The following is a 25,995-nucleotide window of genomic DNA, read 5'->3' on the forward strand; positions in this document are numbered from 1 at the left end:
ACCGGCCCGGCTGTGCCGGGCCGGTGACGCTCCGTCCGCTGCGCTCCCGGAGCTGCGGGGACTGCGGCCCCGCAATGGTGGCTTACGCTGCGCTCCAGCCACCAGGGCCGCTACGCGGCCAACAGGCCGGCCCCGCTGCGCGGTGCGGCCAACGGGCCTTCGGCCCGAGCAGCGAGGAGAGGGGGCGGTCGGGGCGGATGACCCTGCATCAGGAGATATGCGCCATGTATCTTTGGCAAAACTGTTCCACCTCTTCTGCTTCAAAGTGAGTATTAGATAGAGACTGGAAGCCGATCCCACAACCTCTGGAAAGGGTGTTTCCTTCGAGAGAATTTTCTGGGAATCCGGACATAGGCGTGGTGCCTCTCCGGGTGGAGGCTACGGGGTGGGGCGGGTTCCGGGAATGGCGTAGACGCGCCATCGTGCCCAGTCTCGTCGGGTGTGTGCGGCCAGTTCATTGGCGGCCAGAGCGGTGGCCTTCGCCGTTGTAAGGCGCTGTGCCCACGGGCCGGTCCGGGGGCCGGTGAGGAGAGCTTCCAGCAGCGGGCCGGCGAGCACGTGGTGGTCGAAGGGGACCTGGTGGTGTGAGGCGAGCAGCGCCAGCGGGGGCAGGTGTGCGGGGCGCAGGGCGGCGAGGGTTCGGCGTATGGCGGGGGCGGCGCCCCAACAGGTGTCGAGGATGAGGGCTTTGGCGGTGAGCGGGCTGCTGAGGGTTGTGAGGTCGGTGTCGAGGAAGCCCTCGGGTTGGGGTCCGGGGTAGGAGTGGGCGCAGAGGTAGAGGACGTCTGCGTCGGCTCCGAGTGCCAGGTCTGCGGCTCCGGGAGGCACGGTCAGGACTGGCTGGGTCATGGGTGGCAGGGGTGTCACGCGGGGCAGGTAGGTCAGGCGGGCGGCGACCCGGTGTGCGTCCGCTTGGCAGCGCGGGGAGCGGGCGGGCGCGGCCACCAGGACCCGCAGGTTGCGCACGATGCGGATGCGCGGGCGGTCAGAATGTCCGGGGCCAGGCACTGCGGTGACCTGGGGCATCGTCAGGTCCTTTCGCGCAGCCGGGTCATGCAGGCGGGACAGATGTCGAAGTCGTTCGTATCCGGGTCGATCAGGGAGCCGCAGCCGTTGTTGCACCAGATGAGGGTGTCGAAGACAGCAGCGCAGCCCAGGCAGAGATAAAACGACCAGTCGCGTTCAACATCGATGATGGTCGGGGTGTCACATCTGGGACACCAGTGGGTAAGTGCTTCTTCGTTGTCTCGGGGGTCCAGTGCCGCTCGGCGCACCATATCGGCGTAAATGTAGTCGGCGGTGGCCGATTCGGCGTCGGTCCACGTGCGGTAGCAGAACCGGCAAGCAACAGGGGTCCCGGCAACTAGCGCTGGCATACCGCAGTCCGGGCAGTCGACCGTTACGTTCGCGTACGGCTCCAGTGCTTCCTTGATCCCGTTCATCCGGGTGTGGATCAGCTGGGTGATCGTGCCCAGTCGATGCCGGATGTCCTCCATGGTCGTCTCCACCTGGGCTTGTTCGGCCGCGTTCAGGTGTGGCAGGAGGTGTTCGTGCAGGAAAGCGAGCAGGAAATTCAGCACGGTGGCGGCCTGGGCCTCCACCGCGGGCGCGGACTGTGTCAGCCCGTAGTGCTGCAGGGCATTGCGGGTCTGCCCCAGCTTCGCGACGGCGGCAAGATGTTCGCTGTTCAGGTCCAGTCCCAGCACCTCACGCAGCCGCTTGAGGGTTTCGTCGATTCCGCAGCTGACGAAGTTCCCGCTGGCGAACCGCTCGCTCATCGGGGTCTTCCTGCTTTTGCGGAGTTCAGCGGACAGGTCCTGGAGGACCAGTGTCCAGTGTGCCTGCTGGAGGCGAGCCTTGAGCAAGACCTCAGTGCCGGCCTGGAGGTGTAGCACGGCGTACTTCAGGTCACGCGGCGTTGCATCGTCGGACAGGTGCTCCACCACGCTGACGAGGTAGTCCAGTCCGTTGAAGACGGGCGGGAAGTCGACCTGTGGCTCCGAACGGGATACAGGCGCCCCGGGGCGCTGTCCGGGCACCTCGACGCCGGGCGAGGAGAGCTGGTTGCCCTTGATTGCTCGGTCTGTGTTCTGCGGGATCTCCCCCGTCATTCTGCTCCCCTGTGTTTCCGGACCGTCCTGGTGAAGTTGTTGCATACGCCGGGCTTTGCGTGGCCTTCTCACTCAAGACCTGTTGCGCTGCGCGGTCAGTCCTTTCGTCGAAGGGGACTGACCGGTCAGACGGGGCGTAATGAGCGGAGCCGGTCGGCGATGTCGTACACCGTCAGGCGCAGTGCGCGGATGTCGGTGATCAGGTCGCGCCAGGGTTCGTAGGAGGCGTCCACGCTCTCGCCGGAGGCTCGGATGTAGGCCACGGCGACGCCGTAGGCGAAGTACTCGTTGCGGGCGGGCAGCGGCCGCAGCAGGACGAGTTGTTCCAGCAGTGCGGCCGCGCGCCAGTGGGCGTCGGGCTGGCCGACCTCGAGGTGCGGGGTGTTCACGCGGTGTCGGGCCACGGCGGCGACGAGGCCGGAGTAGTCCCGTACGGCCAGCTCCTTGCCGAGCAGTTCTTCCTGCCGGTCAAGGAGCCAGCGGACGTCGATGTGCAGGTCCAAGGTCAGGCCGCCCGGTGCATACGGCCGGCGCTTTGGGGGAGGCCGCCGAAGTCGCGGTCGAAGGCCTCGGCGATCCCGGGCTGGGAGACGGCCTGCCGGAAGGCGGCGGTGGCTTGGCCCAGCTTCAGCTGGTTCTCCTCCTGGACGGCGAGGTCCGCCACCAGCGCGCGCACGCTCGTGCCCCGGGCAGCGGCGATGGCGGCCAGCCGGTCTCGTGTCTCGGTATCGATCTTCACGGTCGTGTCTGCCATACCTCTAAGTATGCCATCGTGAATACCTTCATGAATACCTCGCGGGCCGATGCGAACGGGCACAGGCCCGCCCCTGCCGTCCGGCTCCAATATGCGCCCTGAGGCTGTGCACGGCCTCGGTGACACTGATCGCGCCACCGAGGCTCAGAGCGCTGTTGAGCTCCCCTCCCGCGTCAGGCGAGAGGTCACTCCAGCCAGGAGCCCAGCCTGATCGACCAGTAGACGGCACGCGCCCCTTCGGCGATTGCCCTCAGGACGGTGCCCGCCGCCTCCCACTTACCCCGCTGCATACCGATGCCTCCTTTGCATTCCCGCCCCCCGGACCGGGGGCCCCACGGCCCGTACTTGGAGCGGGAGTTGGCATGAAGAGCATCTGACTGCACAACTGACGGTACACGAGAAACAGCCGCTTGACTACTCTGCGTTACAATCGCAGGTTTCTGCGATTTTTTCGCAGGCTTCTGGGCCACCCAATCGATCGACCTGTCCAGGCCGTTGGCGACGGGAGCGACGACTGCGTGATCCGGGCGGTGCGGTGCGGGCCGCACGCGCAGACCGGTGCCGGGGGTGCCGGTTTCAAGGTCTTGTGTGTGAAGGTGTACGACCGCGGCCACTGCACCCGCTGGAATCTTTCGTGCGCTCCGGCAGCGGGCTTCCTTCCTCTCCCCTGAGGGGGCGCTTGAGGCCTGGCGCGGGGTGTACGGCACTACCCCCGCCCTCGTTCGCTGAGCGGCTGCGGACCGCTGCGGGCGGGTGGTCGTCAGTGCTGTCCGTCGTAGCGGGCCTGCCCGGGTGAGTGTTGCGGACGGTGAGCAGCGTCAGGCGTGGGACGGGAATGTCGGTGGGCTGTACCTTCGCGCGTGGGGCGGGGAGTTGCCTGCCCGGGTGGAGCGGCGTCGGCTGGTCTGTACGCATCGTTGCAGGGGGGTGCAGGTGTGCCTGGGGTGGCGGTGAGACGTGGAAGGGGCCGCCCGTGACGGTGGGCGGCCCCTTCGCGAGCGCCGGGCACGCATCACCGTGCCGGGCGGAGGGTTCCCTGTTCGCGTCGGTTTGCGGCCAGTAGCGGTTCAGGGGGCTCGGGGCCGAGGCTGCGGCGGGGCCCCCAAGGACTTGGGGGCCCCGCCGCGGCGTCGGCGTCCGAGTTGGAGGGCAGCATCTTTCCTGACGGGGCGGTGCGGCAAGTCCGGCTGAAACACCAGCGGACCGGTCGGCGGGGGTTGGTGTACGGAAGGGGCCGGTCACGGGCGCCTGGGCGGGCTGCAGGGAGATCCGCTGTCCGGAACACCCACGGACCAAGAAACCGGCATAAAAGACTTTCGTGCTTCTTCGGGTGAGCGGGAGTGCTCCTGGGCGTGCCATCCTCTTCGGCACCGGAGGACGGCAGCCATCAACTGCCGTCCGCAGGTCCGGTTTTGCGGCCAGTAGCACGTTCAGCGCGGGCTGCCGGATCCCGTATGCGGGGGCGGCGGTCGCGCACCCCACCCGGAGGTTCCCGTCATCGTGTCCCCGTACCATCCCCGAGTCGTTCCCCCGTCTAGTCCGGACCGTCCCGCCGGCCGGTCGGCGGGCGCCGCACAGGTGTGCGGGATCATCGTCTTCCCCGTCGTGGGGGCCGCCCTGTGCGTGCACGGCATGCCTGTGAGCGACGTGCTCGGCCTTCTCACGGGCTGCGGTGTGATCGGCGCCGTCACCACCGCGGTCGCCGGAGGCGGCAGGGCCCTGCTGTCTGCGGTAGCCGGCGCCGCGGTCCGCGCGGCCGCTGACACCGAGCACGGCGCCCGGTAGAAAGGGGCATGGCGTGAACCCGACCCCCGGCCGGGGCAGCACCCCGGCTCCCGGCCGCAACCACCTGCGCCTCGCCGGCCACCTGGTGGGCCTCAAGGAGCGCAGCGGCTGCAGTTACGCCCGGCTGGCGTCCAACTCCCGCACCACGGGCGGTACTGACGGCACCGGCTCCGTCTCGGCGACCACGCTCAAGCGCGTGGTGGACCTCACCAAGGGTGTGCCGGTCGAGCGGGCCGTCACCGCGTACGTCCGCGCCTGCGGGGTCGGCGGAGAGGAGGAGGCCCTCAGACTCTGGCGGGCCGCGCGTGCCGAGAGCCGCGGCCGTCTCGCCGGTCTGCGGGCGCCGCACGTGGACGGCATCCGTACCCGGGCCGACTTGGCCGCGGCCCTGGCCGCCGCCTACGAACGCGCCGGCGCCCCTGCCCTGCGTGTCCTCCAGGCGCGCGCCGCCGACGCGGGGATTGCCGGGCACGTGCTTCTGCCGCTGTCCACGGTCTGGCGTGCCGCCGGGCGCAGAGGTCTGCCCTCCACCTGGAAACAGTGCGCGGCGTTCCTGCGCGGCTGCGGTGTCCCCGCCCGGCACATGGGTCGCTGGGAGGAGGCGTGGGAGCGCGCTGCTGCCGGCCGCACGGCGGTGCGGGGCCGTTCTCTGTCCCGTCCAGCACGTGGGGCCCTGGTTCGCCGCGGCCGGACGCCTTCCCCCGTCATCAACTGGACGCCCGAGCTGGAGCAGTCGTTGATGACGCTCGCGAAGGCGTTGGCCATCTGCGCCGAGGACGTGAAGCCCAAGACGGACAGCATGGCGAGGACGGCCATGATGCTTGGGAAGACCGTGGGCTCCCTGCAACTGGAAAGATCGGGCATGGCCGCGGTCAATGCGCTGTCGGCCCTGCTGCGCTCGCTGGAGGCCACCGCCCGTCTCAACGGCATCGGTCCATCTTCCCTGGACAACGGGCGGCTTCCCCCGGTGTAAAGGCGTCGGGTCTTGGCCCCGGGGGCGGGGTGACGGGTCCCGTGCCGCCGGCCGGCGTGCCGTGCAGGGCGCCGCGAGCCGGGTACCTGGAACGCCGGACAGCGGCGCCGCCTGCCGCGCTCCCGGTCCTGGTCCTGGTCATCGCCAGCCGTGGCCCCGGCCACGCCGTCCCGGCCCTGCACGGGCTTCCCGCGTGGATGTCGCCTGTACGTGACACTTCTGTCAGCCCAGCACGACATTTTTGTCAGCTCAGCACGACATTTCTCGGTGTTGTGTCCCCCTTGAGGGGACACAACACGCCCCTGCAGCCGCGTCCATGATTCTCCTGGGTACCGCCGGCGCACGGCGGCCTACCTCACACGGTTGTCCGGTGCCGACGTGGTGGGCGCGGCCATCAGGCGGTCCATGCGGTCCTGGTAGCGGTGGAGGTCTTCGGCCCAGCCGGGGACGAGGAGGTACTGCACGGTGCTCAGGGTGATCGCGGCCTCCCCCAGCCGGCCGGCGGGAGCGAGGCCTCCGGCGCGCACCCACTGGTCCCACATCACGTCATCCGTCAGCACGGTCAGCATCCCAGCGTCGGCCCGTTCCAGGAGCAGTTTCATCAGCGTGGAGGAGGCCTTGGTGCATGCGCGGACCGCCTCGCACAGCAGGTGCGCGTCTACTTGCTCGAGGGCGTGGACCAGGTCGGGCAGTCCGTGAGCCAGAGGGGAGATGGCGTGCAGGTCGGCTCCGGTGTGGTCGGCAGCGAGGTGGGCCGCGGTGATGCGGTCGAGCTGTTCGGGCGGGCCGGTCCACACGCTGCGCCAGGCCTCGGTGAGTTCTTCGGAGCTGACGTCGGCCGTGCCGCCGGTCAGCAGCCGGGCGCCGATGCGGATCAGGGCGGCGTCGAAGGGGTTAGACACCGTGCGGGGTTCGGGCAGGGCGATGCCCGCGGTGCCGGCGTGGGTGCGCAGGAGGCCGTCCAGGTCCCGTCCGATGGCGCGCCGCCCCTGCAGCAGCCGCTCGGCGAGGTCCTGGCGGGCTTCGAAGGCGGCGTCGCTGTCGCCCTGCGGGATCTGGGCGAGGGTGATGCCCGCCCGGTGAAGGGGCAGTTGGATGGTCCGGATCAGGGCCTGGCGCAGTAGTGCGGCGGTCGGTTCGGTGGCGTCGATCGCCCAGAACGTCCAGCCGATCCAGCTGATGCCGCGGCCTGGCCTGGAGAGGGCGGCGAGCCATGCGGCCCGGTGGACGATGTCGGGGCGCAGTGCGCTGGTTGCGGGCTCGGTCCACTGGTCGGTGGGGGCCAGCCAGCGCTTGGCGCGCCAGCGTTCGAGCTGGTGGGGGGTGACGGAGAGTCCGCAGCAGCTGACCTCGGCGGCCAGGGCGAGTTCCGTGGCGGTGGGTGGAGTGCGGGTCACAGATGCCTCCCACGGTCCGGGCCGGCGGCGGCGTAGACGGCGGTCGCTGTGGTGATGGCGCTGGTCCACTGCTGGCTCCGGGCAGCAAGCACGGCGGCGGCGGTCACCAGCAGCCACAGCAGGACCCGGCGGGCGGCATCCGGCCCGGGCTGTCGCGTTCTGTTCACGGTCGGGCTCCTTTCCTGCCGGCCCCCGGGTGGGGGCGGCGCTTCTATCTGGTCACACCGGTCGACCCTGGACGGGAAGAACCTCGCGGGGCGTCCGTGGGTGTCGGCCGGGGGCTGCGGCCGGAGTTCGCAGCGCTGCGATAGCGGATCCTCGCGCTGGAGGAGCCGGTCGCGCAGCGGCTGGTCGACAACCTCACGGTGGTGTCGGGAGCTCGGAGTGTGGGACGCGTGGGCGGAAGCCGAACAGTGTGAGCGCGCCCGGCCTCCGGATGTGCCCCGTGGCTGCCGCCGGGAGCGGGGCGCTTGCCGAACTCACGTTGGGCCTGCCCTGTCTAATGATCGGCACCGCGTGGCCTAGACCATGAACGGCGTTGGAGTCGTGCTTGCCGAATTGACCTGGCATTTTCGGTGGTTGTGAGGTGCATTTTTGAAGTGCGCGTAGTTCAGGGGGAGATGGGCGTACGCTTGGGTGGAGCCGGCGGAGTTCGTTGTCGTCGGCTGCGCACCGCTCTGGCTACATGGAACTGCATGCCGCAGGGTTCGAACTGTGGTACGAAGAGCGGCTGGCACCCGTCGTCGACGGGAGTTCGGTCCCCTGGGGATCCGACTGACCAGCAGCTCGCCTAGGACCGTGGAACGCCGGTCGGCACGGGACATCGCGGAGACATGAGCCGCTGGTGGAGCGTGACGGCGCTCGCCGCCCCCTGTGGTGGCGCGCAGTGGAGGTAGTGGCTCACGCCCTGCCCGCGGGTATTTCCTGCTGCGCGCGATGCCCAGGAAGGGCAGATCGTGACTTCTTCGTTCGACGATTTCGACGGCCCGGACGGGCAGGAGCCCGACGAGGGCCTGCCTCCCCTGCTGCGCCGCCCCGAGCCGGTCGCGGACCCGCTGCCGGTGCCCCAGCTCCGCGGCACCCGTAAGGAGCTGCTCGCGAACTCCGAGGTCTCCCTGGACGAGGCCGCGGCGAACGCCGTGACCTCGGGTGCGGTGGACCCGAAGCGGCTGCAGGCGCTCGTGGCCCGTGAGCCGATCAACCTGCTGACGGCCAAGCCGGTCGTCGGCGGGATGCTGTACGTGACCCCGCCGCACTACCGCTACCTCGACCTCGATGTCTTGCCGGACTTCATCAACCAGCGGTGGGCGGACCAGCTGCACACGGCCATGGACGTGGCGCCGTCCACGTCGGTGGTGCCGGCGTACGAGACCGTGGTCGATCCGGAGACCGGCAAGCCGCTCGCGGTCTTCACGGTACCCATGCGGGACCGTAAGGCGCTGGCCAAGGCGGTGGACGAGAGCATGCGGAAGACGTTCAGGGCCCAGAAGGGCAAGAACGTCTACACGTCGAGTGTGCTGCAGCAGGGCGTGAAGGAGCCGCTGACGCTGTTTGTGATGCGGGTGGTGTTCGACGACGGCACCGAGGACACGTTCCTGGTCGCGGGCGACGGCAACAGCCGGATGGTGAGCATGTGGCTGGCGCGCACCGGCGGCGACATCGATGCGGCGATCTCGGCCTGCATCGCCTCCGTCATCGGTTCCACCGAGCGGTCCGGTGGGCGCAGCCGTGCGGAGCAGGCGGCCGCGCGGCGGCGGGTGAAGGACCTGACGGAGCGGACTCGTAAGAACCTGGCGGCGCCCACGCTGACCGAGGCGACCCGTCGCGATGGCCACACGCTGGCCTTCCCCGCCATCGTCGTGGTCGGTGCGCAGGCGGACGGGGGTGGGCCGTTGGCGGACCTGGTGGCGGCGCGGGACGACCTGCTGGCCACCCTGCACGTCCGTGTCACCCCCTGGACGGACGGGGCGCAGAACACGCAGGGCATGCAGCGGGTCTACCGGCACGCCCTGCGCGAGGGCCTGATCACCCCGGAGGTGTACCGGGTGCTGTCGGGCACGGTGGGTACGCAGGCCATGCACGAGCTGCTCGGGGTGCCGGCGCACCGGCTGTGGTCGGCTGCGGTCCACCAGCACGCGGTGCTTGCCGGAGCGCAGGCGGACGCCATGAACCTGCTGATCAAGCAGGAGTTCGGGATGCGCAGGGCCTTCCGTCAGCAGATCAGCGAGCGGTTGGCGCCCATGGCGCTGTCGGCCTACCGCAGCAAGGAGGGCATCGAGCAGCCGCTGCGGGCCTTCGGCAACGGCGGCACGATCACCGACCGGGTGTGGAAGCAGCCGTGGGAGCTGACCGAGGGCGACGACGCCTTCGGGGTTCTCGACGACATCCTCAAGCGTGCCCTGGCCGGCGGGGAGGATGCCGTCGCGGAGCTGACCGTGCTGGGCGGAACGGCGGCGATCCTCGACGGGTACATCACGCGGGACCGCGGCTCGAAGGAGGGCACTGACCGCGACAGCTACAAGGCGCCCTTCCGGGCGACGCCGGTCAAGCTCTTGACGCTGCTGTCGAAAACCTTCGGCGGGCTGCGGATGCTGCACTCCATCGCCGTCGCCCATGTCGCCGCCGATCCGGCCGTGCTGCCGAAGCTGTTCCACACCCAGGAGCGCGAGGTCGAGGGTGTGGTGGTCCGCGACGGCGAGCCCATGCGGGACAAGTCCGGTGTGCAGGAGATCCTCGACTACGAGTGGGACCTCGTCTACGCCGCCGACCCGGCCCACGCCCTGGCCACCGTCGCCAAGAACCGCGCGGAGGCCAAGGCCAAGACCGGCGGCACGTCGGAGGTGGCGGAGGCCGAGGACGCGAAGCAGCGCCGGCTTCTCGAGCAGGGCGTCAGGGGCGCGGACAAGGCCGGGCGGGCTCTGGCCCGCATGAGCCGGAAGCGCGGCAACCAGGTCTTCGGCGCCTTCGAGGCCGTCGAGGCGCTGCGGGTGCAGCTGGGCCAGCTCGAGGGGATCCTCGCGAAGTTCGGGCCGGCCGATCCCTCGATCTTCGTGGTCGACGAGGACCTCGACGGGGACGAGGAGGATGCCGAGTGAGCACGGCTCTGACTGTGCCGGCGGCGATCTGCCAGGCGCTGCGGCCGGTCCTGCGGCTGCTGGGCCCGGTGCTCGACGTCCCCGCGGACGCAGAGGGCCGCGGGGGCTCGCCGGTGGTGGTGTGCCGGGCCAGTCCGGCCGTGGTGCGCCGCCGGGTGGCGGCGAGCTGCGCGGTGTACGTCGCGTGGGACAACCGCCGTGGGTGCCGGTACGTGGGCAGCGTGTGCCGCCAGGGCCCGGGCGCGGTCGGCGACCGGCTGGCCGAGCACTACGCCCACGGCACGGCCGGCGCGTCCCGGCGGACGTCCTGGTGCCTGTTGACCGTGCTCCCGCTGTCGGAGGGGACCGGCCTGGAGGCGGTCCGCGTCGCCGAGGGGTGGACGGCCCGGCTGCTGAATCCGGCGGACGGCTCGGCCCACCCGCGGGTGGATCTCACGCAGACGCCCGCGACGTTGATCTCCTTGCCCGTCCGGGTGCGGTAGGAGACAACCGCTGTCCTGCGGTGCCGGCTTGAAGGGTCAGGCGCCGTCAGTGAACGGGTTTCTCCCGGCCCGCTGCTTCCAGGCGGGCTGGGAGGCATCCCGTCGGTGGGCGTGGGTTCGGGATCCGCCGCAGGACCGTGCCGGGGCCTTGAGGACGTCGCTGCGGCGAGGGCCGTCGCCGGGCGGGCGACGGCCCTGAAAAGACGAGGAAGTGCAGGCGGCGTGACGCCGCCGGAACAGGTGAGGGAGGACGGCGTAGTGGCGCTGGATTGGGATCGGATCGGTACGGGGGACAGTGAGGCGCTGCTGCGGCCCCGGGATATCTACGCGGGGCTGGCGAGCCGGCCGTGGCCGTATCTGCGGCATGAGCAGGGCGAGGTGCTGGACAAGTGGTTCGAGCGGCGCGGTGACCGGGATGTGGTGATCAAGCAGAACACCGGCGGGGGTAAGACGGCCGTCGGCCTGCTGATCGCGCAGAGCACCCTGAACGAGGGCATCGGCAAGGCGGTCTACCTGACCCCGGACAACTACCTCGTCAAGCAGGTCCGCGAGGAGGCCGACCGGCTCGGTGTGGCCACCACGGACGATCCGTACGACCCGGCGTTCCGGGCGACTCAGGCCGTGCTGGTGACGAACTACCAGAAACTGCTCAACGGCAAGTCTGCCTTCGGTGTCGTCGGGGACGGCAGGGAGCCGATCGATCTGGGCATCGTCGTCGTCGACGACGCGCACGCCGCGCTGGCGCGGACCGAGGACCAGTTCCGGCTGCGGGTACCCGCAGCCCATGAGGCGTACGGGAAGCTGCTGGAGCTGTTCGCGCAGGATCTGCGGCACCAGTCGGTGAACGCCTGGGCGGAACTGCAGGACAAGGACCCCACCGCGCTGGCGCCGATCCCGTTCTGGGCGTGGGTCGACAAGCGCGAGGAGGTGCTGAAGATCCTTCGCCCGCACCGGGAGGAGACCGCCTTCAAGTTCGTGTGGCCGCTGCTCGCCGAGGTGCTGCACCTGTGCGCCGCGACGGCGACGTCGTCGGCGATCGAGATCAGGCCCTCGTGCCCGCCCATCGACCGCATCCCGTCGTTCGTGCGCGCCCGCCGCCGGGTCTACCTGACCGCGACGCTCGCCGACGACAGCGCCCTGGTCACCGACTTCGGTGCCGACCCGGCTCTCGTCGCCAAGCCCGTCACGCCGGGCAGCGCCGCCGACCTCGGGGAGCGGATGATCCTGGCCCCGGTGGCACTCAACCCGGACCTGGACGAGGAGGCCGTGCGCGTGCTGGCCCGCCAGTTCGCCGACGGGGACCAAGACGGCGACGGCATCGCCGAGACCGAACCGGTCAACGTCGTCGTCCTGGTGCCCAGCGACCGGGCCGCGGCGGCGTGGGAGCGCTACGCCGACCGCACCTGGCGGGTCGGCGATCTCGAGACGGGCGTGAAGGAACTCCAGGCCGGCCACGTGGGCCTGGTGGTGCTGGTCAACAAGTACGACGGCGTCAATCTCCCTGCCGGTGCCTGCCGTCTGCTGATCCTCGACGGGGTCCCGCGGCCCCTGGACGGGGTGGAGCGGCGCGAGGCTGTGGCCCTGGCCGACAGCACCGTCCGGCTGGCGAGGGAGGTCCAGCGGATCGAGCAGGGCATGGGCCGCGGCGTGCGCGACGGCGAGGACTACTGCGCGGTCCTGCTGCTGGGCGCCAAGCTCGCCACGGCCATCCACGAGGCCCGTCACCTGGCCCTGTTCTCTCCCGCGACGCAGGCGCAGCTGAAGCTGAGCCGGGACATCGCCGGGCAGATCAGGGGCGAAGGGCTGGACGCGGTGAGGCAGGCGCTGCGGGCCTGCCTGGGAAGGGTGCCGCAGTGGACGCAGCGCAGCCGGCGGGCGCTGGCGGAGGTGCGCTACGCCGAGCAGGGGACGGTGCGGGGCGAGGCCGTCGCGCTGCGGGAGGCGTTCAACCTCGCGGCCACCGGCCGCACTCCGGCCGCGGCCGAGCGGGTGCAGAAGGCGGTGAACGACCTCGGCGGGAGCGACAGGCCACTGCGGGGCTGGCTGCGGGAGCAGAAGGCCGCCTACCTGCACCTGACCGACCGCGCGGCCGCCGAGCGTGCCCTGGCCGGGGCTCTGGACGACAACCCGTTCGTGCTGCGGCCCGTCAACGGCGGCGCCCCCGTCCAGCTCAAGGCGGCCGCGGTGCAGTCACGCGCCGCCGCCGAGTTCCTGGCCGGCCGGTACCGCGACGGCGTCAGCCTCAGGCTCGGCGTGCAGGCGCTGTTCGAGGACGTCGTATGGGGCGAGGAGGAGCGCTCCGACGACGCCGAGCGGGCCTGGCAGCAGCTCGGACTGCACCTCGGATTCGCCAGCACGCGGCCGGAGAAGCTGTACGGCACGGGCCCGGACAACCTGTGGGCGCTCTCGGCCGCGCGGCAGGCGGTCACCGAGCTGAAAACGGGCTGCACCACCACGACGATCGCGAAGAAGGACATGGACCAGCTCGGCGGCAGCGTCCGCTGGCTCAACGACCACAACCCTGAGGTGGAAGCTGTGCCGGTCATGCTCCACCCCAGCCGGGCCGCCGACGCCAAGGCCATCGCGGTGCCGGGCATGCGCGTCATCACGCCCGGGCTGTTCGGGAAGCTGAAGGAGGCCGTGACGGCCTACGCGGCCGCGCTCGCCTCCAGTCCGGACCGGTGGGCGGACGAGCAGGCCGTCGGGGAACAGCTCACGCACCACAAGCTCACCGGCGACCGGCTCTTCACCACCTACGCCGAACCGGTAGACACTGCCTGAGCTGCTGCCGGGACCACGCTGCGGCGGCGGTCGGCTCCTGGGCCGGCTGCTGCCGGACCCTCCCAGCGCGCTCCGTCGCCGCGCGGGAGCCCGTATCCCGTCGCCCGCGGGCCCCTTCCGGCGGGGGTCCGGGAGACGGGGTGTGTCAGCGGCATCTGGTGAACTGAGTGCGGCGGAGCCAAGGATGCTCTTGGCCGGGCCAAAGGGGTGGGGTCGTGGACAGCGAGATGTTTTTCAGCCGCGGGGACGGCTGGGGTGAACCGTGGGTGCTCGATGTCGAGACGGTCGAGTCGCTGCGGTTCGGCCCTCCGGCCGGCCGAACAAATCTGGAGGTCGCCATCGCGCTGACCCGGCTGCTGTACAACGACTTCGTCGCTCATGGGACCAACGGCCAGGGCCGGCACCTGGACGACGAAAACGTACCCGTCGTCATGAAAGCTCACCGCGCAGTCCTCGAACGCCTCGCCCTGGAGCCGCCCGACTGGCCGTTCCGGACGTTCGACGGGCCGCGCGGCTTCGGAACCTACTGGCGCGCCAACGGCATGAGTGGCAGCTGGCAGGCGAGACGGGACTGCATCGAGCAGATCCTCGGTCCCACGCGGGACGCTCTGGAGGACCTGCAGGAGCTGGAGTACGAACGGCGTTTCACCAAGGGGCCGTCGGGCAGCTTCAAGAACCTGATCTTCGCCGCCGACGGGGTGAAGCCCGAGATCGTGCTGCGGGATGCGGTGAACAACGAGGTCGAGATCGTCCGTCACGCCGACACGTGCCTGGTGTTCACCGACCCACTGCCCCTTCACGGACTCACCTGGCGGCAGATGGTCGCCTGGTGGCAGAAGAATCACCAGCCGGACACCGACGGGAGGACTGCCGCCAACGGCCTGTACCGGCGTCTGTACCGGTCATTGGACTCCGTACCGGAGCAGTTGGTGATGCGTACCTACTGCGCCCGTTACGCCGAGGAAGGCGGCTTCGACCTGCCCGCGCTGATCCCCCAGGTCTACCTCCACTACGACCCCTACACGCGCAAGAGCGGCAAGCAGTCCGGCGCGCTGTACCGGCAGCGGATGGACTTCCTGCTCCTGGCCCCGGACCGCTCCCGCATCGTCATCGAGGTCGACGGGGTACAGCACTACAGCCGGCCCAACCCGCCCGACGAGCAGGGGCGCATCACGCATACCGCGGTGCCGCGGCTGTATGCGGAGATGGTCGCCGAGGACCGTCGGCTCAGGCTCGCCGGATACGAGATCTACCGCTTCGGCGGCTGGGAACTGAAGGAACCGGGCGGCAGGCGGCTCTTGGAGGACTTCTTCACCAGCCTCCTTGCACGGCATCAGAAGCCGACGCTGTGAAGTGATGGCCTCACCCAGCCGAGCGGGTGGCAGCGCTACATGGATGGTTTCCCGACTCCTGTGCACAAGGGACGGCGAATGCCGATCAGGCAGTCGTTCGCGCGGGGCGTGCAGCACTGTCCGTGGGAGTGGGTCTTGTGGTGTTGTGCATGCTGAGCAGGGTTCATGAACCGGCTCGTTGATGAGCGGCCTGGTCGGCCAGCCTGAAACGTAGGGGTGTAGAAGTGCAATTTCTCCAGCGAATAGCGAACGTCAGAATAACCCGGGAGCCTGTAATGAAGCGCGTTATAGCCGCAATAGCCGTCGCAGCTAGCCTGCTTGCAGCGAGCGGCTGCTCAGGATCGTCCGAGACTGCTGAGCCTCAGTCGACTACGGTCTCTCAGGAGGCAGAGGCACCAGTTCGAGACGACGAGCCGGCGCAAGACGACACGTCGGACGTGAGCGATGGGCTGGGCCAGTACGAAACTGAAGTCGATGCTGATGTAAACATCGTGGACGTCATGCGCTCCGACTCGGACCCGGCTTACGCAATGGCAGTCGTCAAGGTCAAGAACCGAGGGGAAGGGTGTCCTGTCGGTGCCGTGACGGTCCTTTTTTACGACGCGCAGGGAACCTTCTACTCAGAAGGGGTTAACCATTTCATGGAGCTCGGCAAGGGAGATACCGTCACTGTCAATGTGGAAGCCATCAGTGAGGGGAAAGCAAAAAGAGCAGAAGTGGTCGAGGTGAGCTGCCAGTAGGCCAGTTCAGGTCAACGCGGTAGTCGGCAGGCGTCTACGCCAGGAAGGCGGGGATGGCGGCCTCGGTCGCCTGGTTGCCGTCGAAGAGCGCGGCAACCAGGCGGACATCGTTCTCGGGGATCGCTCCCGCATCCGGGCCGTCGTCACGCCGCGGGACCCGGTCGCTCCCGCATCCGGCTCTGGTAGGCGTGAGCATCGGCGCACAGTTCGCGTAGATAGTGCAACAGGGCTGTCGGGTCGGGATTCACCAGCGCGATTCGGGCGAGCGTGCTGACGGCCGTCGTGTCATCCAGGGAGGTCACCCATGCCTTGATCGTTTCTTTGTCGGCGCCTACTGGCGGCATGGAGGATTTCGGGAAGATTACGGCGAGCGATTGTGGCCTGCATGCTCAGGGCGCCCCGTTCTGCTGCAGGCGCGGTGCCTGCCGACTGAAGGGCTTGCCGGAGATCGCTGTGTCCGATCGTGATGTCGAGCTGGGGCGGGATCGCGGTGCTCTGGCGGGATCCGGTGATGAGGACCGGGATGGCCGTGGTCCGAACCCACTCTTCGAGGTAGCCCAGTTCCTTCACCGCGATGTTCCAGACCCCAGTGTGCGGGCGCTGCAGGCAGACGGGCGGGACGATCGAGAGCGCAATGCTGGTATCGCGGGGGCCGCTGGCCAGGATGTCTCCGGGCTGGAGAGGGAGGGCGTGTCCGGGCTGCGGGTTGTGCTCCAGAGGGAGTGCGACGGTGAGATCGGGGTGGGGGCGGTCGGGATAGACGGCGCCGAGGCGGGTCGCAGCGACGGCCGGGGTGCGGTGCTTGGCCAGGTTGGTGTGCTCGGCCAGCAGCCGGAGCGGGTGGTCCTCGACGTCGCGGCGCTGGAAGGGCTGCAGTGCTCGGATGCGCTCGGCGAGCACAGTACCGGCGGCTAGTGGGGCCAGTCGGCTCCGTCGCCCGTGGGCGAGCCAGGTATCGAAGCGGGCCGGCTCGGTGCACGCCGGCATCTCGATACATCGTGCTTCCTGGTCAGTCAGTGGGCGCTGCAGAAGGTGCTCGACTTCGGCGTACAGGGTATGTTCCAGGGCGGCGCGGAGCTGAGTGAGGGCATCCGCGACCAGGCGGGGCAGTACCTCGGGTATCGGTGCGACAGCGGTCACCTTGAGGTGAAACCGATCGCCGTGCACGACCTCCGTGAGGGCCAACGGGCCCTGGTCGGTGTAGTCGTGGACGATTCGCGTGATGTGCGCGATCAGCTGGTCCACATGGGCCAGGGTGGGCGCCACATGCAGTTGGTGGTCCGGTAGCCAGTCGCAGTGGGCGGCGGAAGTGCTCATGCCCGGGAGCGTAGCCAGAGCGCGTACCTGCTGGTTTTGGACCTGGTGTCCTCCGTCTCCTGTGAGATGCCCGGCAGCGTGTGCCGGTGTGGGCGGGCCTGCCTGGGCCCGGGTGGGCGCTGGCGAGGGTCGCTGCTGGCCGGCCTACGGGCGCGCGACTCCGCGGGTGGACGGCCGCGCGGTGAGCGTCGCGTCCGGGCGCGTGGTCAGGCCCGGGTGGGTGGAGTTCGTTCAGCTCACCGCACTGCTCTGTTCGAATGTGGCGGCCCCTTCCGTCTCTTCCTGTGCCGGGCAGCCTCTCGGGACAGTTCGTAGAGACCGAATAGACCAGACTGCGGGCGGGCAGCACTGCCGTACACAGAAGAGGAGAGGGTCATTGCCCAAGTTCTGGATCGGATCCCGGGAGTACCCGTCGAAGAAGGCGGCGCAGGAAGCAGTCCGTGACGTGCTGTACGGGTACAGCGTGGGCAGCCTCGTGGACAAGGAGGCGGATCACCTGCTCCTGTTGGACCTTCTCGACATGCACGAAGAGGCCGATGTCAAGATCGGCGTGGGCGTGAAGTCTTTTGCGATCGCGCCACCGCTCCAGGGGCCGTACCCGGGATTCGAAGTGATCCGCATCGACGGCACCCGTATCGACTTCTCCTACCTGGCCTGTCTACGGCCCCCGAGCTACCGGCAGCAGGTGTCCAGCGCGATGCGCGTCGAGGTCAAGGATGATGTGAGCGCCTACTTCACCTCACGGGTGGCGGCCAACACCCTGGTATCGGACGAATCCGGGAGGGTGCTGGACATCACCGACACCCACGTCAGCTACTATCGCGGCCCGTCGTTTGCGGAACTCGCCGCGGCGTTCGCCCAGGCCAGTGGCGGATGGGACACGATTGAGCTGACTACGTCGAGCGATCCAGGGCGAGGGCAGTTCACCGACCGTGCACTGGCTGAACGATGGCGCGAGTATCACCAGGAGCACGCGGTCCTCGGGCTGCTGTCCTCACAGGAGAACCTGCGCCGCCCGCGCCGGTGACTACCTGGGCGGGGTGCTTGTCATCCGGACCCAGGTTGACCTGCCAGTCCTGCACGGTGGTGCTCTGATCAAGAAGAAGGTCCAGCGCGGTGTAGACCTGCTTAGTGGGCCTGCGCCTTGAAGCGCCAGACGGTGTGCTCCATTCCTGCCCGGTCGTGTCCGAGCTGGGCGGCGGCGGCCTCGTACGCTGCGCGCAGCTGGCGGTAGCTCAGGGCGGGGAGGCCGGCGTCGGCGGCGAAGGCGCGCAGATGGACGTCGACGGCGATCTGGGAGCGGCCGACGAGGTTGCCGATGTAGTCCACCGTCTTGGGGCCGACGCCGTGGATGGTCCGCAGGGCCGCGCGGTTGGTTGTGTGGTCGAGCCAGGCGTTGAGGTCGTCGCGGGTGTCGACGTGGTGGGCGGTCAGCAGGTCGGTGATGCGGTGGGCGATGGTGACCCTGCGGAGGTCGTGGAAGTTCATGGCGGTGGCGAGGTCGCAGGTGGTCAGGCGTGCTTGGAAGCCCTGCACAGTGCGGGCGTCCGGCCATGCCTTCTGCAGGGCGAGGACCCGCGGGCGGATCGTCGTCTCGTAGTTGCGGCGTGCCTGGAAGCTGGCGTCGCAGATGACGGCGCCCATGTGCGTCCAGCCGCCGGGCGCGGAGAACGGTCCGTCGCCGAGGCTGGAGCGCAGGTGGTCGGTGAGCCGTTGAACGTCGCGGGGGCTTGCGATCATGGTTGCCGCCGTTGTGGGGGCGGGGTGACGCGCAGTTTGCGTACGTCGCCGACTCCGTTGCAGCTGGTCTTGCCGTCTTTGTGGAGTTGCTTCACTGCGGCTCTGATGTGTTTGTTGCGGGCCTGGCCGAGGACGCCGGCGAGGACGTCTCCTTGATGGTCGTCGATGGTGAAGGTGCCGAGCTGCTGCTGGAGGTGTTCGAGGTTCTTGCGGATCCTTGCCACCCATGCGCGGGCGCGCTGTTCTTCTTCGTCGTCGAAGGTGTCGCCGGCGTTGAAGAGGGTGCCTTCCTCGGGCGGGGGGAGGCAGGCGCGGCGCCATTCGACCTGGGCGAGGCTGGCGGCTTCACCGAACAGCCACATGCCTTCCTTGTGGCGGCTGAAGTGGACCAGGCAGTAGGCGACCTGGTGGTGGGCGCGGTTGCGGACGTCGATGGTCCAGTAGCCGCCGCGGACGGTGCGGGCGACGCGGTCGGCGAAGCCGGTGGTGATGCGTCTGACGGCTTCGGTGTTGTTCTGGGAGGCCAGGAACTCTTCGCGCCACCAGGAGCCGCCGCAGGCGGCGTCCATGGCGCGCAGCGTGGCGGGTTTGCCGGGGGTGTCCTTGGGGCTGGTGAGCAGTCCTCCGATGCGGCGTACGGCGTTGGCGTTGAAGTTGAGCAGTACTTCCGTGGCGTGGCGTCCGGTGGTGCCGTGGGCGCTGCGGGAGCCGAAGATTTTCTGGGTGAGGGTCTCGAAGCTAAGTCCGAGGCCGAAGGGGTCCAGGAAGGCGAACAGGGGTGCTCCGGCGGCGCGTTCGAGGATCTGGCCGAGGTGCTTTTCGACGTGGCCCTTCAGGGCGTGTGCGGCCAGTCCGTGGGCGCTGGCTTCGTCGGCGAGGGCGGCCAGGGACTGGTAGTTCTTGGGTGCGCGTTCGACGAAGTAGCAGTCGAGCTGGCGGAAGCCTGCGATGCGGGCTGCGGAGTCCAGGATCAGGGCGGGTGAGCCGGGGGTGCCGTCCTCGTAGCGGCCGGGTCCGGCGTAGCCGTCCAGGTAGACCACGCGGCCGTCTGGGGCGTACCGGCCGACCTTGCTGGCGAAGGGCACGACGTAGCTGTCGAGGATGGCGTGCTTGAGGACTGCGGCGGCCTTCTTGCTGACGAAGAACGGACTGCTGCTGTCGAGCCCCCTCTCGCCTGCGCTTTCACCGCTGAGATCAAGAACTTCGTCGTCGAGCACTGCCTCGGATGCGCCCAAGATCCCGCCTTGTCAGCTCGAAGGACACGGTTGGGATGATTTTGCGACAGATACCGCGGTTGTGTACCGGTGTTGCGGACAAAAGGCTTGTCCAGCCCGGCCAACTCCGCTCTTACAGACGTGGAATGCCTGCTTCCGGCCAGGTGGCGTCCGGGGCCCTCGCCCTTGGGCCTGCCTGCCGCGGGAGGGAGCCGGTTTCCGGGCGGACTGTGGCGCACGGCCGCTGCGGATCCCGGGGCAGGGCGGTGGGGTCGGTGGTTTCAGCCTCAGTGCGCGGGCAGGGTCAGGACTCGTTGTGGCATGGCGTCCCAGGTGCAGCCCTCCAGTTCGCGGCCGCCGGCCTTCGGTGTGCGTCCGCCCCACTGCTTGAAGAAGAAGGCCACTTCGGCCTGCTGGCAGGTGTCGCGAATGTGTGTGACCCAGGCTTCCTCGAGCGGCCGGTGGCCGGGGCCTGATTCGCCTCCTGCGATGACCCAGTCGATGCCGGACAGCTCCAGGCCGTGCAGCGGGCCCAGCAGGGGCTCGCACGAGAGGAACTTCACCGCTGCGGGGGTCTGCCGCAGGTCGTCGACGCGGGGCAGTTCCTTCGCGCTCTCCACCGACACGCCCATCCACAGGTTTTCCGGCCACTCGAGGCGGTCGGCGACCTGCCGCAGGCGCCGGGCGCGCTTGGTGAGGACCTGGTAGGTGTGCTGGGGGGTGTCGGCGATCACCTCGAAGACGCGGCGTACGTAGTCCAGCGGCACCCGGGCGTGGAACAGGTCGCTCATGGAGTTCACGAACACGGTGCGCGGGCTTTTCCACCCGTAGGGGACGTTCAGTGCCCCCGGGTGCAGCGTCAGCCCGAACCCCGGGCCCGAGGTGCGCGGATTCCCATCGGCCTGATACTTCGCCGATCCCATCGCCTTGAGCCGTCTGGCCAGCGCGAGCGCATAGCAGTTGTCGCAGCCCGTCGAGACACGGTCGCATCCCGTGGTCGGGTTCCACGTCGCCTCGGTCCACTCGATCGCGCTGCGATCACTCACCGGCCGGCCCTCCATCCTTTTGAACCGAGCCCGTTAGCCGTGGTGCAGGCGTGGCCCGTTCATCCTGCCAACGAAGTGCCGCACCACCGGATACCGGCATCCAATCATCCGGCACCGGAGATGCTCCCGGAAACACTAAAATCGAACAATCATTCCCATGGCGAATGCCGTCGGCCTGCCCTGCGTCCGTCCAAGGCTCCTGCGGGGTGACGTGCAGCGTGCCAAGGAGGCTTCGTACAGTCCTGGCAGGGGAGGGTGATGCCGTTGGACGACCGAGCACGCCGGTCTGAGCGGTTCGGCCCGGCATCGGTGCGTGGCGCCGCGCCGGCGGGGGTGTCAGTGCCGGGTGGGATCATCGCCTGGGGTGTCTGCGAGGGCAGGGGGCCGGTTGTGGCGGTGGAGTGGGACCGGGTCGGGCAGCCGGGGTTCGACCGGATCGTCGAAGCGCTGGTGCACCGCGTGTACGACGCGACAGCGCGTGTGGAGGCGGTGAACGGGCGCGGCGGGGACGACGGCATCGACATCAAGGTCACCCACAGATCGAGGGTGCGGATCTTCCAGTTGAAGTACTACCCGGACGGTTTCCCGACCACAGCGCACAAAGGGCGCCGCAAGTCGATCAGGCAGTCATTTGCGCGGGCTCTGCAGCACCAGCCATGGGAGTGGATCTTGGTGGTGCCGTGCACCTTGACCACGGCGGAGCGGGAGTTCGTCACCTCGCTGGCGGCCGGGCAGGCGGTACGGGTCGGGGTGTGGGACCGGGCCAAGCTGGACGGGCTGCTGGCCACACACGCCGATCTGGAAGCCTCCTTCACCCGGGATCAGCTGTTCGAGGCGGCGAAGGTCTACGGGCAGGAGCGGGCGCTGCTCATGGACGGGGTGCGGGATGTGAGCGCCCGGGTGACGGCGCTGGGGCAGCAGGCCGACGGGCTGGACGACCACTGGACGGTGGACTTCGCCCGCCAGGGCAAGACGGTGGTGCACACGCTGCGGGCCAAGCACCCGCGGGCACACGAGGTCTCCCCCGTGGAAATCACCCTGACGGGCAACGGCCCTCTGACGCCCAATCTGGCCCAGGCCGTGCGGCGCAGCCTGGGTTTCGGGCTGCCGGAGGAAGTGGTGCTGCCGCGCGGGGCGGTGGAGAGCCTGACGGTCAGCGGGCCGGATTGGCTGTCCGGGGAGCACCGGGACGTCGAGGTGCGGTGGCAGCCGGCGGACAAGGTTCCCCTGGCCGAGACGGCGGTGGAGGTGGCCTTCCTCGACGGCGAGCACGTCACCGCCTGCTACCCGGGGATGCTGGCGCATGTGGGGCGGGGCAGTGTAGGCCGGTCCGTCAGGGTGGATCTGGCGGGTGGCAGCCTGGAACTGATGATCCCTGCGGCGTCCGGTGCTTCGGCCTCGGTGCGGTTCACGTTTTCGCTGGAGAAGCTGGAGCCCGCGGCCGGGCTGCGTCTGCTGCGGATCTATGAGCGCATCGCGGCCGGCGGTGCCTTCGAGGTCCGGGCGAGCGCCGGGGCCATCGGCAGCGGCGAACTGCCGCCGCGCCCCGAGGCCGCGCGCCAGGAGGCGGCCCAGCTGCGCAGCTACATCGAGGACCTGGAGGCGGTGCAGCGCCACTGTGAGCAGTACTTTCCCATTCCGGACGAACTCACCCCCAGCGACCGGATCGCCCTGCGCATGGCGCGCCTGCTCATCCAGGGACACTGCGTGGCCTCCCCGTTCCTGACCCGAGCCCGCTTCACCCTGAACGGGCAGGACTCCCCCACGCTGCGGTCCCTGCTCAGCGGCGAGCCCCACGCCGTGCGGGGCAGTATCGCCGCGTTCGCTCTCACCCTCGGCGGAAGGCACCTGGAGCTGGGCCCGGTGCGCTTCTACCATCCTCACGTCACCGTCGACGAGGAAGACGGCCGGCGGGCGCTGGCTGCGCTGGAGGCCGGGCGCGGCGAAGGCTGTGAGGTCACCGTACGGCCCGTCGGCGGCGAGTGCTTCCGGCACCTGCTACGCGATGCCGCACCCGGCGGCGGGTGGACTCCCGTGCCGCTGGAGCTGCCCGGTTTCACCGAACCCCGCTGAGGCCGTGCGCAAGAAAGCCCTCCGCTGTTGCATGCCGACGGGAGTCGTCCCGTGCGGCCGTGTGGCCTGGGAGCGGGTCGTCAGTCGCCGTCGCGGCGATCCGTCTGCCGATGGCGGTCCAGACCGGCTCGGCCGCTTCCTCAGGCACGGCGCCGGTGAGGCCGTCGAGGTGCTGGACTGCTTCGCGGGTGATGTAGCGGTCGGGGTCGGGGGATTGCAGGTAGCGGCGCAGCAGGTCGGCGTCGAGGTCCTGGCGCTGGAGGTAGGCGGCGAGGGTGCCGACCAGGAGGTGGTTGTGGGCGAGGCCGTCGGTCAGGGCGTACAGGACCAGGCGCTGCCACTGCCTCATGTCATCGCCGTGCAGGGTCTGCAGGTGCTGGGCGCGGACGAGGTAGGCGTTGATGCGGCGGCAGTGGTGGGCCACCAGGGCCGGCAGCTCCGGTGGCACGCTCTCGCCCGCCGGGCGCGGGGCGGGCTCGACCGTACGGGGTTCGGGTGCGTGCGGCAGGGTGTCGCGGATCTGTTGCAGGCCCGTGGTCTGCTGCGGGCCGTGGGGGATTTCGCTGCGCCGCTGGGGTCGTTTACGGGGGTAGGTGGGGGTCATGGCCGTGCCGTCCCTTGCGGCCGGTCCCACGATCCGGCGCCTGCTGGGCGGCCGGTGCCGCCACGGCGGGGCGCTGTGAGTGACGCGGCGCGTCTGGGGCCTACCTGTCCGCGTCGGTCGTGGGCTGACGCGGCGCTCGGCCGGGCACCGTCACCAGCGCGGGCAAAGAGGCGGCACCAGCCAGGACAACGACAGTCGTCCCGCCGGGGTCACGGTGCTGCGGCACCGGTCTGCCGGGTCCCGGTTCGGGTGCGGTGTGAGGGCTGGCAGCCGAAGGGACGCGGCTCGGCGTGCTTGAGGGCATCATTCGTCGTCCATCGACCGGAGATGTTCGGTGAAGGCCTCGTCCTCTGCGGCGCCCGGGGTGCGGATGTAGGTGCACACCAGGCACTGTCCGTACCCCACCCGGCCGAAGATTGGGTCGAGGCCCTCGACGCAGAACGTCTCGTGCCCGCAGACGGGGCAGGTGTCGAGGTCGTGTCCGCCGGGGTTGTGCTTCGGGTGGTAGGCGTTGGGGTTGGTCACGTTCTCGGCGCGCCGGGTGGCTTCTTCCCCGCCGATGTGTTCGAGGTATTCGGCAGCTCGTTTCTGGGAAGCCGTGTCCTCTTCCTGCGCGATCTGCTGGATCCGGTCCTGCTGTTCCTCTCCCATCACGCCGAGGCTCCGGTGACCGTCGAGGGCCAGCAGGGCCTCGATGTGGCGGCGCTGCAAACCTCCGGCACCGCGGCCGTGGCGGGCTGCCTGACTGGCTTCGATGCCGTTCTGGAGCGTGCGCACATCGATCCGGGTGTGCGACGAAAGTCGCGGCGCCTGGAAGAGCGAGTCCGTGTCGCCCTGGGGGATCTCCGGCAACGGGTGCTTGTCAGGAACGAGGACGATGCCGCCCGTGGCGGGCACGTGTTCCTCGATCAGCTTGAGCAGCGCGCTGGCCGACCGGACACGTCCCTTGCGGTCCGCTTCCTCGCCCGGCCACTCCGAAGTGACGATCGCAGCCAGGGCGTTGGACAGTGCCTGATCGAAGACGCCCTCCCGGCCGGCCATCGACGGAGCGAAGGGATCATCACCTGTCGGGGCGGGAGCGGCGAAAGGATCCGCTTCCTCGGGGTCGGCGGCCGCCGCGCCGTCGTGTCGTGTCTCGCGCAACTCCGCGGCCAGCACGACGGCGCACCGCGCGAATTCTTCAGCTCGCTGGTCCCTCATGGAGAGCATGGTGCCGTGTGCCACCGGACTCAGGTAGGCCACCTGCGGCTGGAGGCTCCCGTCCCGGCTCGGGGGTTACACGGGACGGGAGCCCTCTGTCCATCTTCCTCGCGGTACGGGCCGGACACACGGCCAGCACGCTGGTCCGACGTCCGGTGTGGCGCGAGCCCGACCATTTACTGCCGAGAGCGCAGGCCGAGCGGACCCGGGCCTCCTCCTTTCCGTGCCAGCAGCGCCGGGACCAGGCGGCCCATTGAGGCAGCACCACCGAGCCCTGAGCCCGCACCTCAAGCGCACATTTCGCGTACCGGGTGTGTGCAGACGGCGTGCCCCGACCCCGCATAGTGCGTGCGCGCAGGGGCGCCTACGGGCATTCCTCTACCAGCAGTAGAGGGAAGCGGTAGAGTGAGGAACATGGCAGCAGACGAGACGAGCATCAAGGTGAGCACGGCCGCGCGGGACCGGCTCGCCCAGCTGGCGGCCGAGCACGGCACCACCATCCGCAGCCTGGTGGAGGACCTCGCGCAGAGCACGCCCACGCAGGCCGAGTACGCCGAGCGTGCCGAGCTGGCCCGCGCCGAGCTCGCCTCCGCCCTCGGCAGCGCGCCGAGCCCGGAGGCCGAGGCGAAGGCCCGGGCGCTGCTGGAGCGCCTGGGCGGCGTCGCGCACGGTCCGCGGGCGGCCGCGTAGTGGCGGGAATCGCGGTCGTCCTGGACCACACGACCGCTGCAGCGCTGTACGACCCGAAGGATCCGTTCAACGAGGCCGTCGCCGCGTTCTACGTGCAGGCCTCCGGAGGACTCGGTGACCTGTATGCGCCGGTGCTGTCGCTGACGGCCGGTGACGCCGAGCGGCCGGGCCTGCTCGGCTACATCAAAGGGCTGCGGTTCATCCGGATCGAGGCGTTCGACACCGACGCCGCGGTCACCGCCACTGAACTGCTGCGGTTCGGGCACTCCTGGGCCGCCGTCCACGCCATCCACGCCGCCCGCCCCTCCGCCACTCATCCCGCCGGACGGTACCTGCTCACTTTGACGCCGAAGGCTTACGCGGGCACCGGCGTTCAAGCGGTCCACCCCGACCAGTAGCCGTCCGCCACGCTAGCGGCACAAGACGGTCGCCCACCTGGGGCGCGGCTCAGATGCCTTGCCGTCGCGACCGCCGCACTGCCCCGGGTGTGGCCCGCCGTCTGCCCTGCGGTGGGCCCGATGCTGCTCCGCCGGGAGCAGATCGCTCGCGGCCGTAGACCGCCGCGGACGCGTGCGCTCGTCTGATGTTTGGTCGGCCCCTACCTGCACCAGCTGTCGTATGAGCTCCCCGAGGAGTGGCGC

Annotated in this window: 24 protein-coding genes; 11 read left to right on the forward strand and 13 right to left on the reverse strand. The window is 69.6% G+C overall.

All coding sequences use genetic code 11. From position 1 onward, the window contains the following. Nucleotides 1–378: 378 nt before the first annotated feature. The 4 genes from ORI94_RS32390 to ORI94_RS32405 all read right to left on the reverse strand — a co-directional run bounded on the left by ORI94_RS32390 (nt 379) and on the right by ORI94_RS32405 (nt 2,865). Nucleotides 379–1,026, reverse strand: coding sequence for a hypothetical protein (locus tag ORI94_RS32390; protein WP_266082257.1), 648 nt, complete (start codon nt 1,024–1,026; stop codon nt 379–381). A 2-nt stretch (nt 1,027–1,028) separates the two neighbouring features. Beyond that, nucleotides 1,029–2,111 (reverse strand): hypothetical protein, encoded by a 1,083-nt coding sequence (locus ORI94_RS32395; protein WP_266082259.1) that lies wholly within the window; start codon nt 2,109–2,111, stop codon nt 1,029–1,031. Between the two features lie 125 nt (nt 2,112–2,236). Beyond that, nucleotides 2,237–2,614: a toxin Doc gene (locus ORI94_RS32400; RefSeq protein WP_266082261.1), complete on the reverse strand. Its 378-nt coding sequence runs from the start codon at nt 2,612–2,614 to the stop codon at nt 2,237–2,239. Nucleotides 2,615–2,616: 2 nt separating this feature from the next. Continuing rightward, complete coding sequence (locus ORI94_RS32405; protein ID WP_266082263.1) at nt 2,617–2,865, reverse strand: antitoxin MazE7; 249 nt, start codon at nt 2,863–2,865, stop codon at nt 2,617–2,619. A gap of 1,632 nt (nt 2,866–4,497) precedes the next feature. Between ORI94_RS32405 and ORI94_RS32410 the strand changes: the two genes are divergently transcribed. Both ORI94_RS32410 and ORI94_RS32415 read left to right on the forward strand, forming a co-directional pair. Beyond that, on the forward strand, nt 4,498–4,650 hold the full coding sequence (locus ORI94_RS32410) for a hypothetical protein (RefSeq protein ID WP_266082265.1): 153 nt from the start codon (nt 4,498–4,500) through the stop codon (nt 4,648–4,650). A gap of 13 nt (nt 4,651–4,663) precedes the next feature. Next, nucleotides 4,664–5,623 (forward strand): hypothetical protein, encoded by a 960-nt coding sequence (locus ORI94_RS32415; protein WP_266082267.1) that lies wholly within the window; start codon nt 4,664–4,666, stop codon nt 5,621–5,623. Nucleotides 5,624–5,973: 350 nt separating this feature from the next. Here ORI94_RS32415 and ORI94_RS32420 read toward each other — a convergent pair whose 3' ends face one another. Next, complete coding sequence (locus ORI94_RS32420; RefSeq protein ID WP_266082269.1) at nt 5,974–7,020, reverse strand: hypothetical protein; 1,047 nt, start codon at nt 7,018–7,020, stop codon at nt 5,974–5,976. Continuing rightward, nucleotides 7,017–7,187: a hypothetical protein gene (locus ORI94_RS32425; RefSeq protein ID WP_266082271.1), complete on the reverse strand. Its 171-nt coding sequence runs from the start codon at nt 7,185–7,187 to the stop codon at nt 7,017–7,019. Before ORI94_RS32425 ends, ORI94_RS32420 begins: the two co-directional genes overlap by 4 nt. A 789-nt stretch (nt 7,188–7,976) precedes the next feature. Here ORI94_RS32425 and ORI94_RS32430 point away from each other — a divergent pair. The 5 genes from ORI94_RS32430 to ORI94_RS32450 all read left to right on the forward strand — a co-directional run bounded on the left by ORI94_RS32430 (nt 7,977) and on the right by ORI94_RS32450 (nt 15,470). Then, nucleotides 7,977–10,115, forward strand: coding sequence for a hypothetical protein (locus ORI94_RS32430; protein ID WP_266082272.1), 2,139 nt, complete (start codon nt 7,977–7,979; stop codon nt 10,113–10,115). Continuing rightward, nucleotides 10,112–10,597, forward strand: a complete 486-nt coding sequence (locus ORI94_RS32435) for a hypothetical protein (protein ID WP_266082274.1) — start codon at nt 10,112–10,114, stop codon at nt 10,595–10,597. The genes ORI94_RS32430 and ORI94_RS32435 overlap by 4 nt, the downstream gene beginning before the upstream one ends. A gap of 222 nt (nt 10,598–10,819) precedes the next feature. Next, complete coding sequence (locus ORI94_RS32440) at nt 10,820–13,378, forward strand: DEAD/DEAH box helicase family protein (RefSeq protein WP_266082276.1); 2,559 nt, start codon at nt 10,820–10,822, stop codon at nt 13,376–13,378. A gap of 215 nt (nt 13,379–13,593) precedes the next feature. Beyond that, nucleotides 13,594–14,730, forward strand: coding sequence for a hypothetical protein (locus tag ORI94_RS32445; RefSeq protein WP_266082278.1), 1,137 nt, complete (start codon nt 13,594–13,596; stop codon nt 14,728–14,730). Between the two features lie 437 nt (nt 14,731–15,167). After that, complete coding sequence (locus ORI94_RS32450) at nt 15,168–15,470, forward strand: hypothetical protein (RefSeq protein ID WP_266082280.1); 303 nt, start codon at nt 15,168–15,170, stop codon at nt 15,468–15,470. 34 nt (nt 15,471–15,504) lie between these two features. Here the strand turns inward: ORI94_RS32450 and ORI94_RS32455 are convergent, their stop codons facing one another. Continuing rightward, on the reverse strand, nt 15,505–15,666 hold the full coding sequence (locus tag ORI94_RS32455; protein ID WP_266082282.1) for a hypothetical protein: 162 nt from the start codon (nt 15,664–15,666) through the stop codon (nt 15,505–15,507). A gap of 89 nt (nt 15,667–15,755) precedes the next feature. Further along, the gene (locus ORI94_RS32460; protein ID WP_266082284.1) at nt 15,756–16,787 is read right to left on the reverse strand and encodes a hypothetical protein; all 1,032 of its coding nucleotides are present in this window, start codon (nt 16,785–16,787) and stop codon (nt 15,756–15,758) included. 376 nt (nt 16,788–17,163) lie between these two features. Between ORI94_RS32460 and ORI94_RS32465 the strand changes: the two genes are divergently transcribed. Then, nucleotides 17,164–17,814 (forward strand): DUF3223 domain-containing protein, encoded by a 651-nt coding sequence (locus ORI94_RS32465; protein WP_266082286.1) that lies wholly within the window; start codon nt 17,164–17,166, stop codon nt 17,812–17,814. A gap of 101 nt (nt 17,815–17,915) precedes the next feature. Here ORI94_RS32465 and ORI94_RS32470 read toward each other — a convergent pair whose 3' ends face one another. The 3 genes from ORI94_RS32470 to ORI94_RS32480 form a co-directional block, all read right to left on the reverse strand. Next, nucleotides 17,916–18,527 (reverse strand): hypothetical protein, encoded by a 612-nt coding sequence (locus ORI94_RS32470; RefSeq protein ID WP_266082288.1) that lies wholly within the window; start codon nt 18,525–18,527, stop codon nt 17,916–17,918. Beyond that, nucleotides 18,524–19,762 carry a three-Cys-motif partner protein TcmP gene (tcmP, locus tag ORI94_RS32475; protein WP_266082289.1) on the reverse strand — a complete coding sequence of 413 codons (1,239 nt, stop codon included), beginning with the start codon at nt 19,760–19,762 and terminating at the stop codon, nt 18,524–18,526. The genes ORI94_RS32470 and tcmP overlap by 4 nt, the downstream gene beginning before the upstream one ends. Nucleotides 19,763–20,028: 266 nt before the next feature. Continuing rightward, nucleotides 20,029–20,787 carry a DUF5131 family protein gene (locus tag ORI94_RS32480; protein ID WP_266082290.1) on the reverse strand — a complete coding sequence of 253 codons (759 nt, stop codon included), beginning with the start codon at nt 20,785–20,787 and terminating at the stop codon, nt 20,029–20,031. Between the two features lie 339 nt (nt 20,788–21,126). Here ORI94_RS32480 and ORI94_RS32485 point away from each other — a divergent pair, with 339 nt between their 5' ends. After that, a complete protein-coding gene (locus tag ORI94_RS32485; protein WP_266082291.1) occupies nt 21,127–22,860 on the forward strand; it encodes a hypothetical protein in 1,734 nt (577 codons plus the stop codon). On the opposite strand, the gene ORI94_RS32490 is transcribed toward ORI94_RS32485, so the two are convergent. Then, nucleotides 22,844–23,464, reverse strand: a complete 621-nt coding sequence (locus ORI94_RS32490; RefSeq protein WP_266082292.1) for a hypothetical protein — start codon at nt 23,462–23,464, stop codon at nt 22,844–22,846. The genes ORI94_RS32485 and ORI94_RS32490 overlap by 17 nt on opposite strands. A 303-nt stretch (nt 23,465–23,767) precedes the next feature. Further along, nucleotides 23,768–24,664: a hypothetical protein gene (locus ORI94_RS32495; RefSeq protein ID WP_266082293.1), complete on the reverse strand. Its 897-nt coding sequence runs from the start codon at nt 24,662–24,664 to the stop codon at nt 23,768–23,770. A gap of 414 nt (nt 24,665–25,078) precedes the next feature. On the opposite strand from ORI94_RS32495, the gene ORI94_RS32500 reads away from it, so the two are divergent. Together ORI94_RS32500 and ORI94_RS32505 are read left to right on the forward strand one after the other, a co-directional pair. Beyond that, nucleotides 25,079–25,354: a hypothetical protein gene (locus ORI94_RS32500; RefSeq protein ID WP_266082294.1), complete on the forward strand. Its 276-nt coding sequence runs from the start codon at nt 25,079–25,081 to the stop codon at nt 25,352–25,354. Beyond that, on the forward strand, nt 25,354–25,752 hold the full coding sequence (locus tag ORI94_RS32505) for a hypothetical protein (RefSeq protein ID WP_266082295.1): 399 nt from the start codon (nt 25,354–25,356) through the stop codon (nt 25,750–25,752). The genes ORI94_RS32500 and ORI94_RS32505 overlap by 1 nt, the downstream gene beginning before the upstream one ends. The last annotated feature ends 243 nt before the right edge of the window (nt 25,753–25,995 follow it).

The sequence above is a fragment of the Streptomyces sp. NEAU-W12 genome (genome assembly GCF_026242095.1).
In the GTDB taxonomy this organism is placed as follows: Bacteria; Actinomycetota; Actinomycetes; order Streptomycetales; family Streptomycetaceae; genus Streptomyces.

Excerpts from the sequence above, each read along its gene's own strand:
- ORI94_RS32390 (WP_266082257.1), bottom strand. The coding sequence starts at position 1,026 with ATGCCCCAGGTCACCGCAGTGCCTGGCCCCGGACATTCTGACCGCCCG.
- ORI94_RS32395 (WP_266082259.1), bottom strand. The coding sequence starts at position 2,111 with ATGACGGGGGAGATCCCGCAGAACACAGACCGAGCAATCAAGGGCAAC.
- ORI94_RS32405 (WP_266082263.1), bottom strand. The coding sequence starts at position 2,865 with ATGGCAGACACGACCGTGAAGATCGATACCGAGACACGAGACCGGCTG.
- ORI94_RS32410 (WP_266082265.1), top strand. The coding sequence starts at position 4,498 with ATGCCTGTGAGCGACGTGCTCGGCCTTCTCACGGGCTGCGGTGTGATC.
- ORI94_RS32455 (WP_266082282.1), bottom strand. The coding sequence starts at position 15,666 with ATGCTCACGCCTACCAGAGCCGGATGCGGGAGCGACCGGGTCCCGCGG.
- ORI94_RS32460 (WP_266082284.1), bottom strand. The coding sequence starts at position 16,787 with ATGAGCACTTCCGCCGCCCACTGCGACTGGCTACCGGACCACCAACTG.
- ORI94_RS32470 (WP_266082288.1), bottom strand. The coding sequence starts at position 18,527 with ATGATCGCAAGCCCCCGCGACGTTCAACGGCTCACCGACCACCTGCGC.
- ORI94_RS32490 (WP_266082292.1), bottom strand. The coding sequence starts at position 23,464 with ATGACCCCCACCTACCCCCGTAAACGACCCCAGCGGCGCAGCGAAATC.
- ORI94_RS32495 (WP_266082293.1), bottom strand. The coding sequence starts at position 24,664 with ATGAGGGACCAGCGAGCTGAAGAATTCGCGCGGTGCGCCGTCGTGCTG.
- ORI94_RS32500 (WP_266082294.1), top strand. The coding sequence starts at position 25,079 with ATGGCAGCAGACGAGACGAGCATCAAGGTGAGCACGGCCGCGCGGGAC.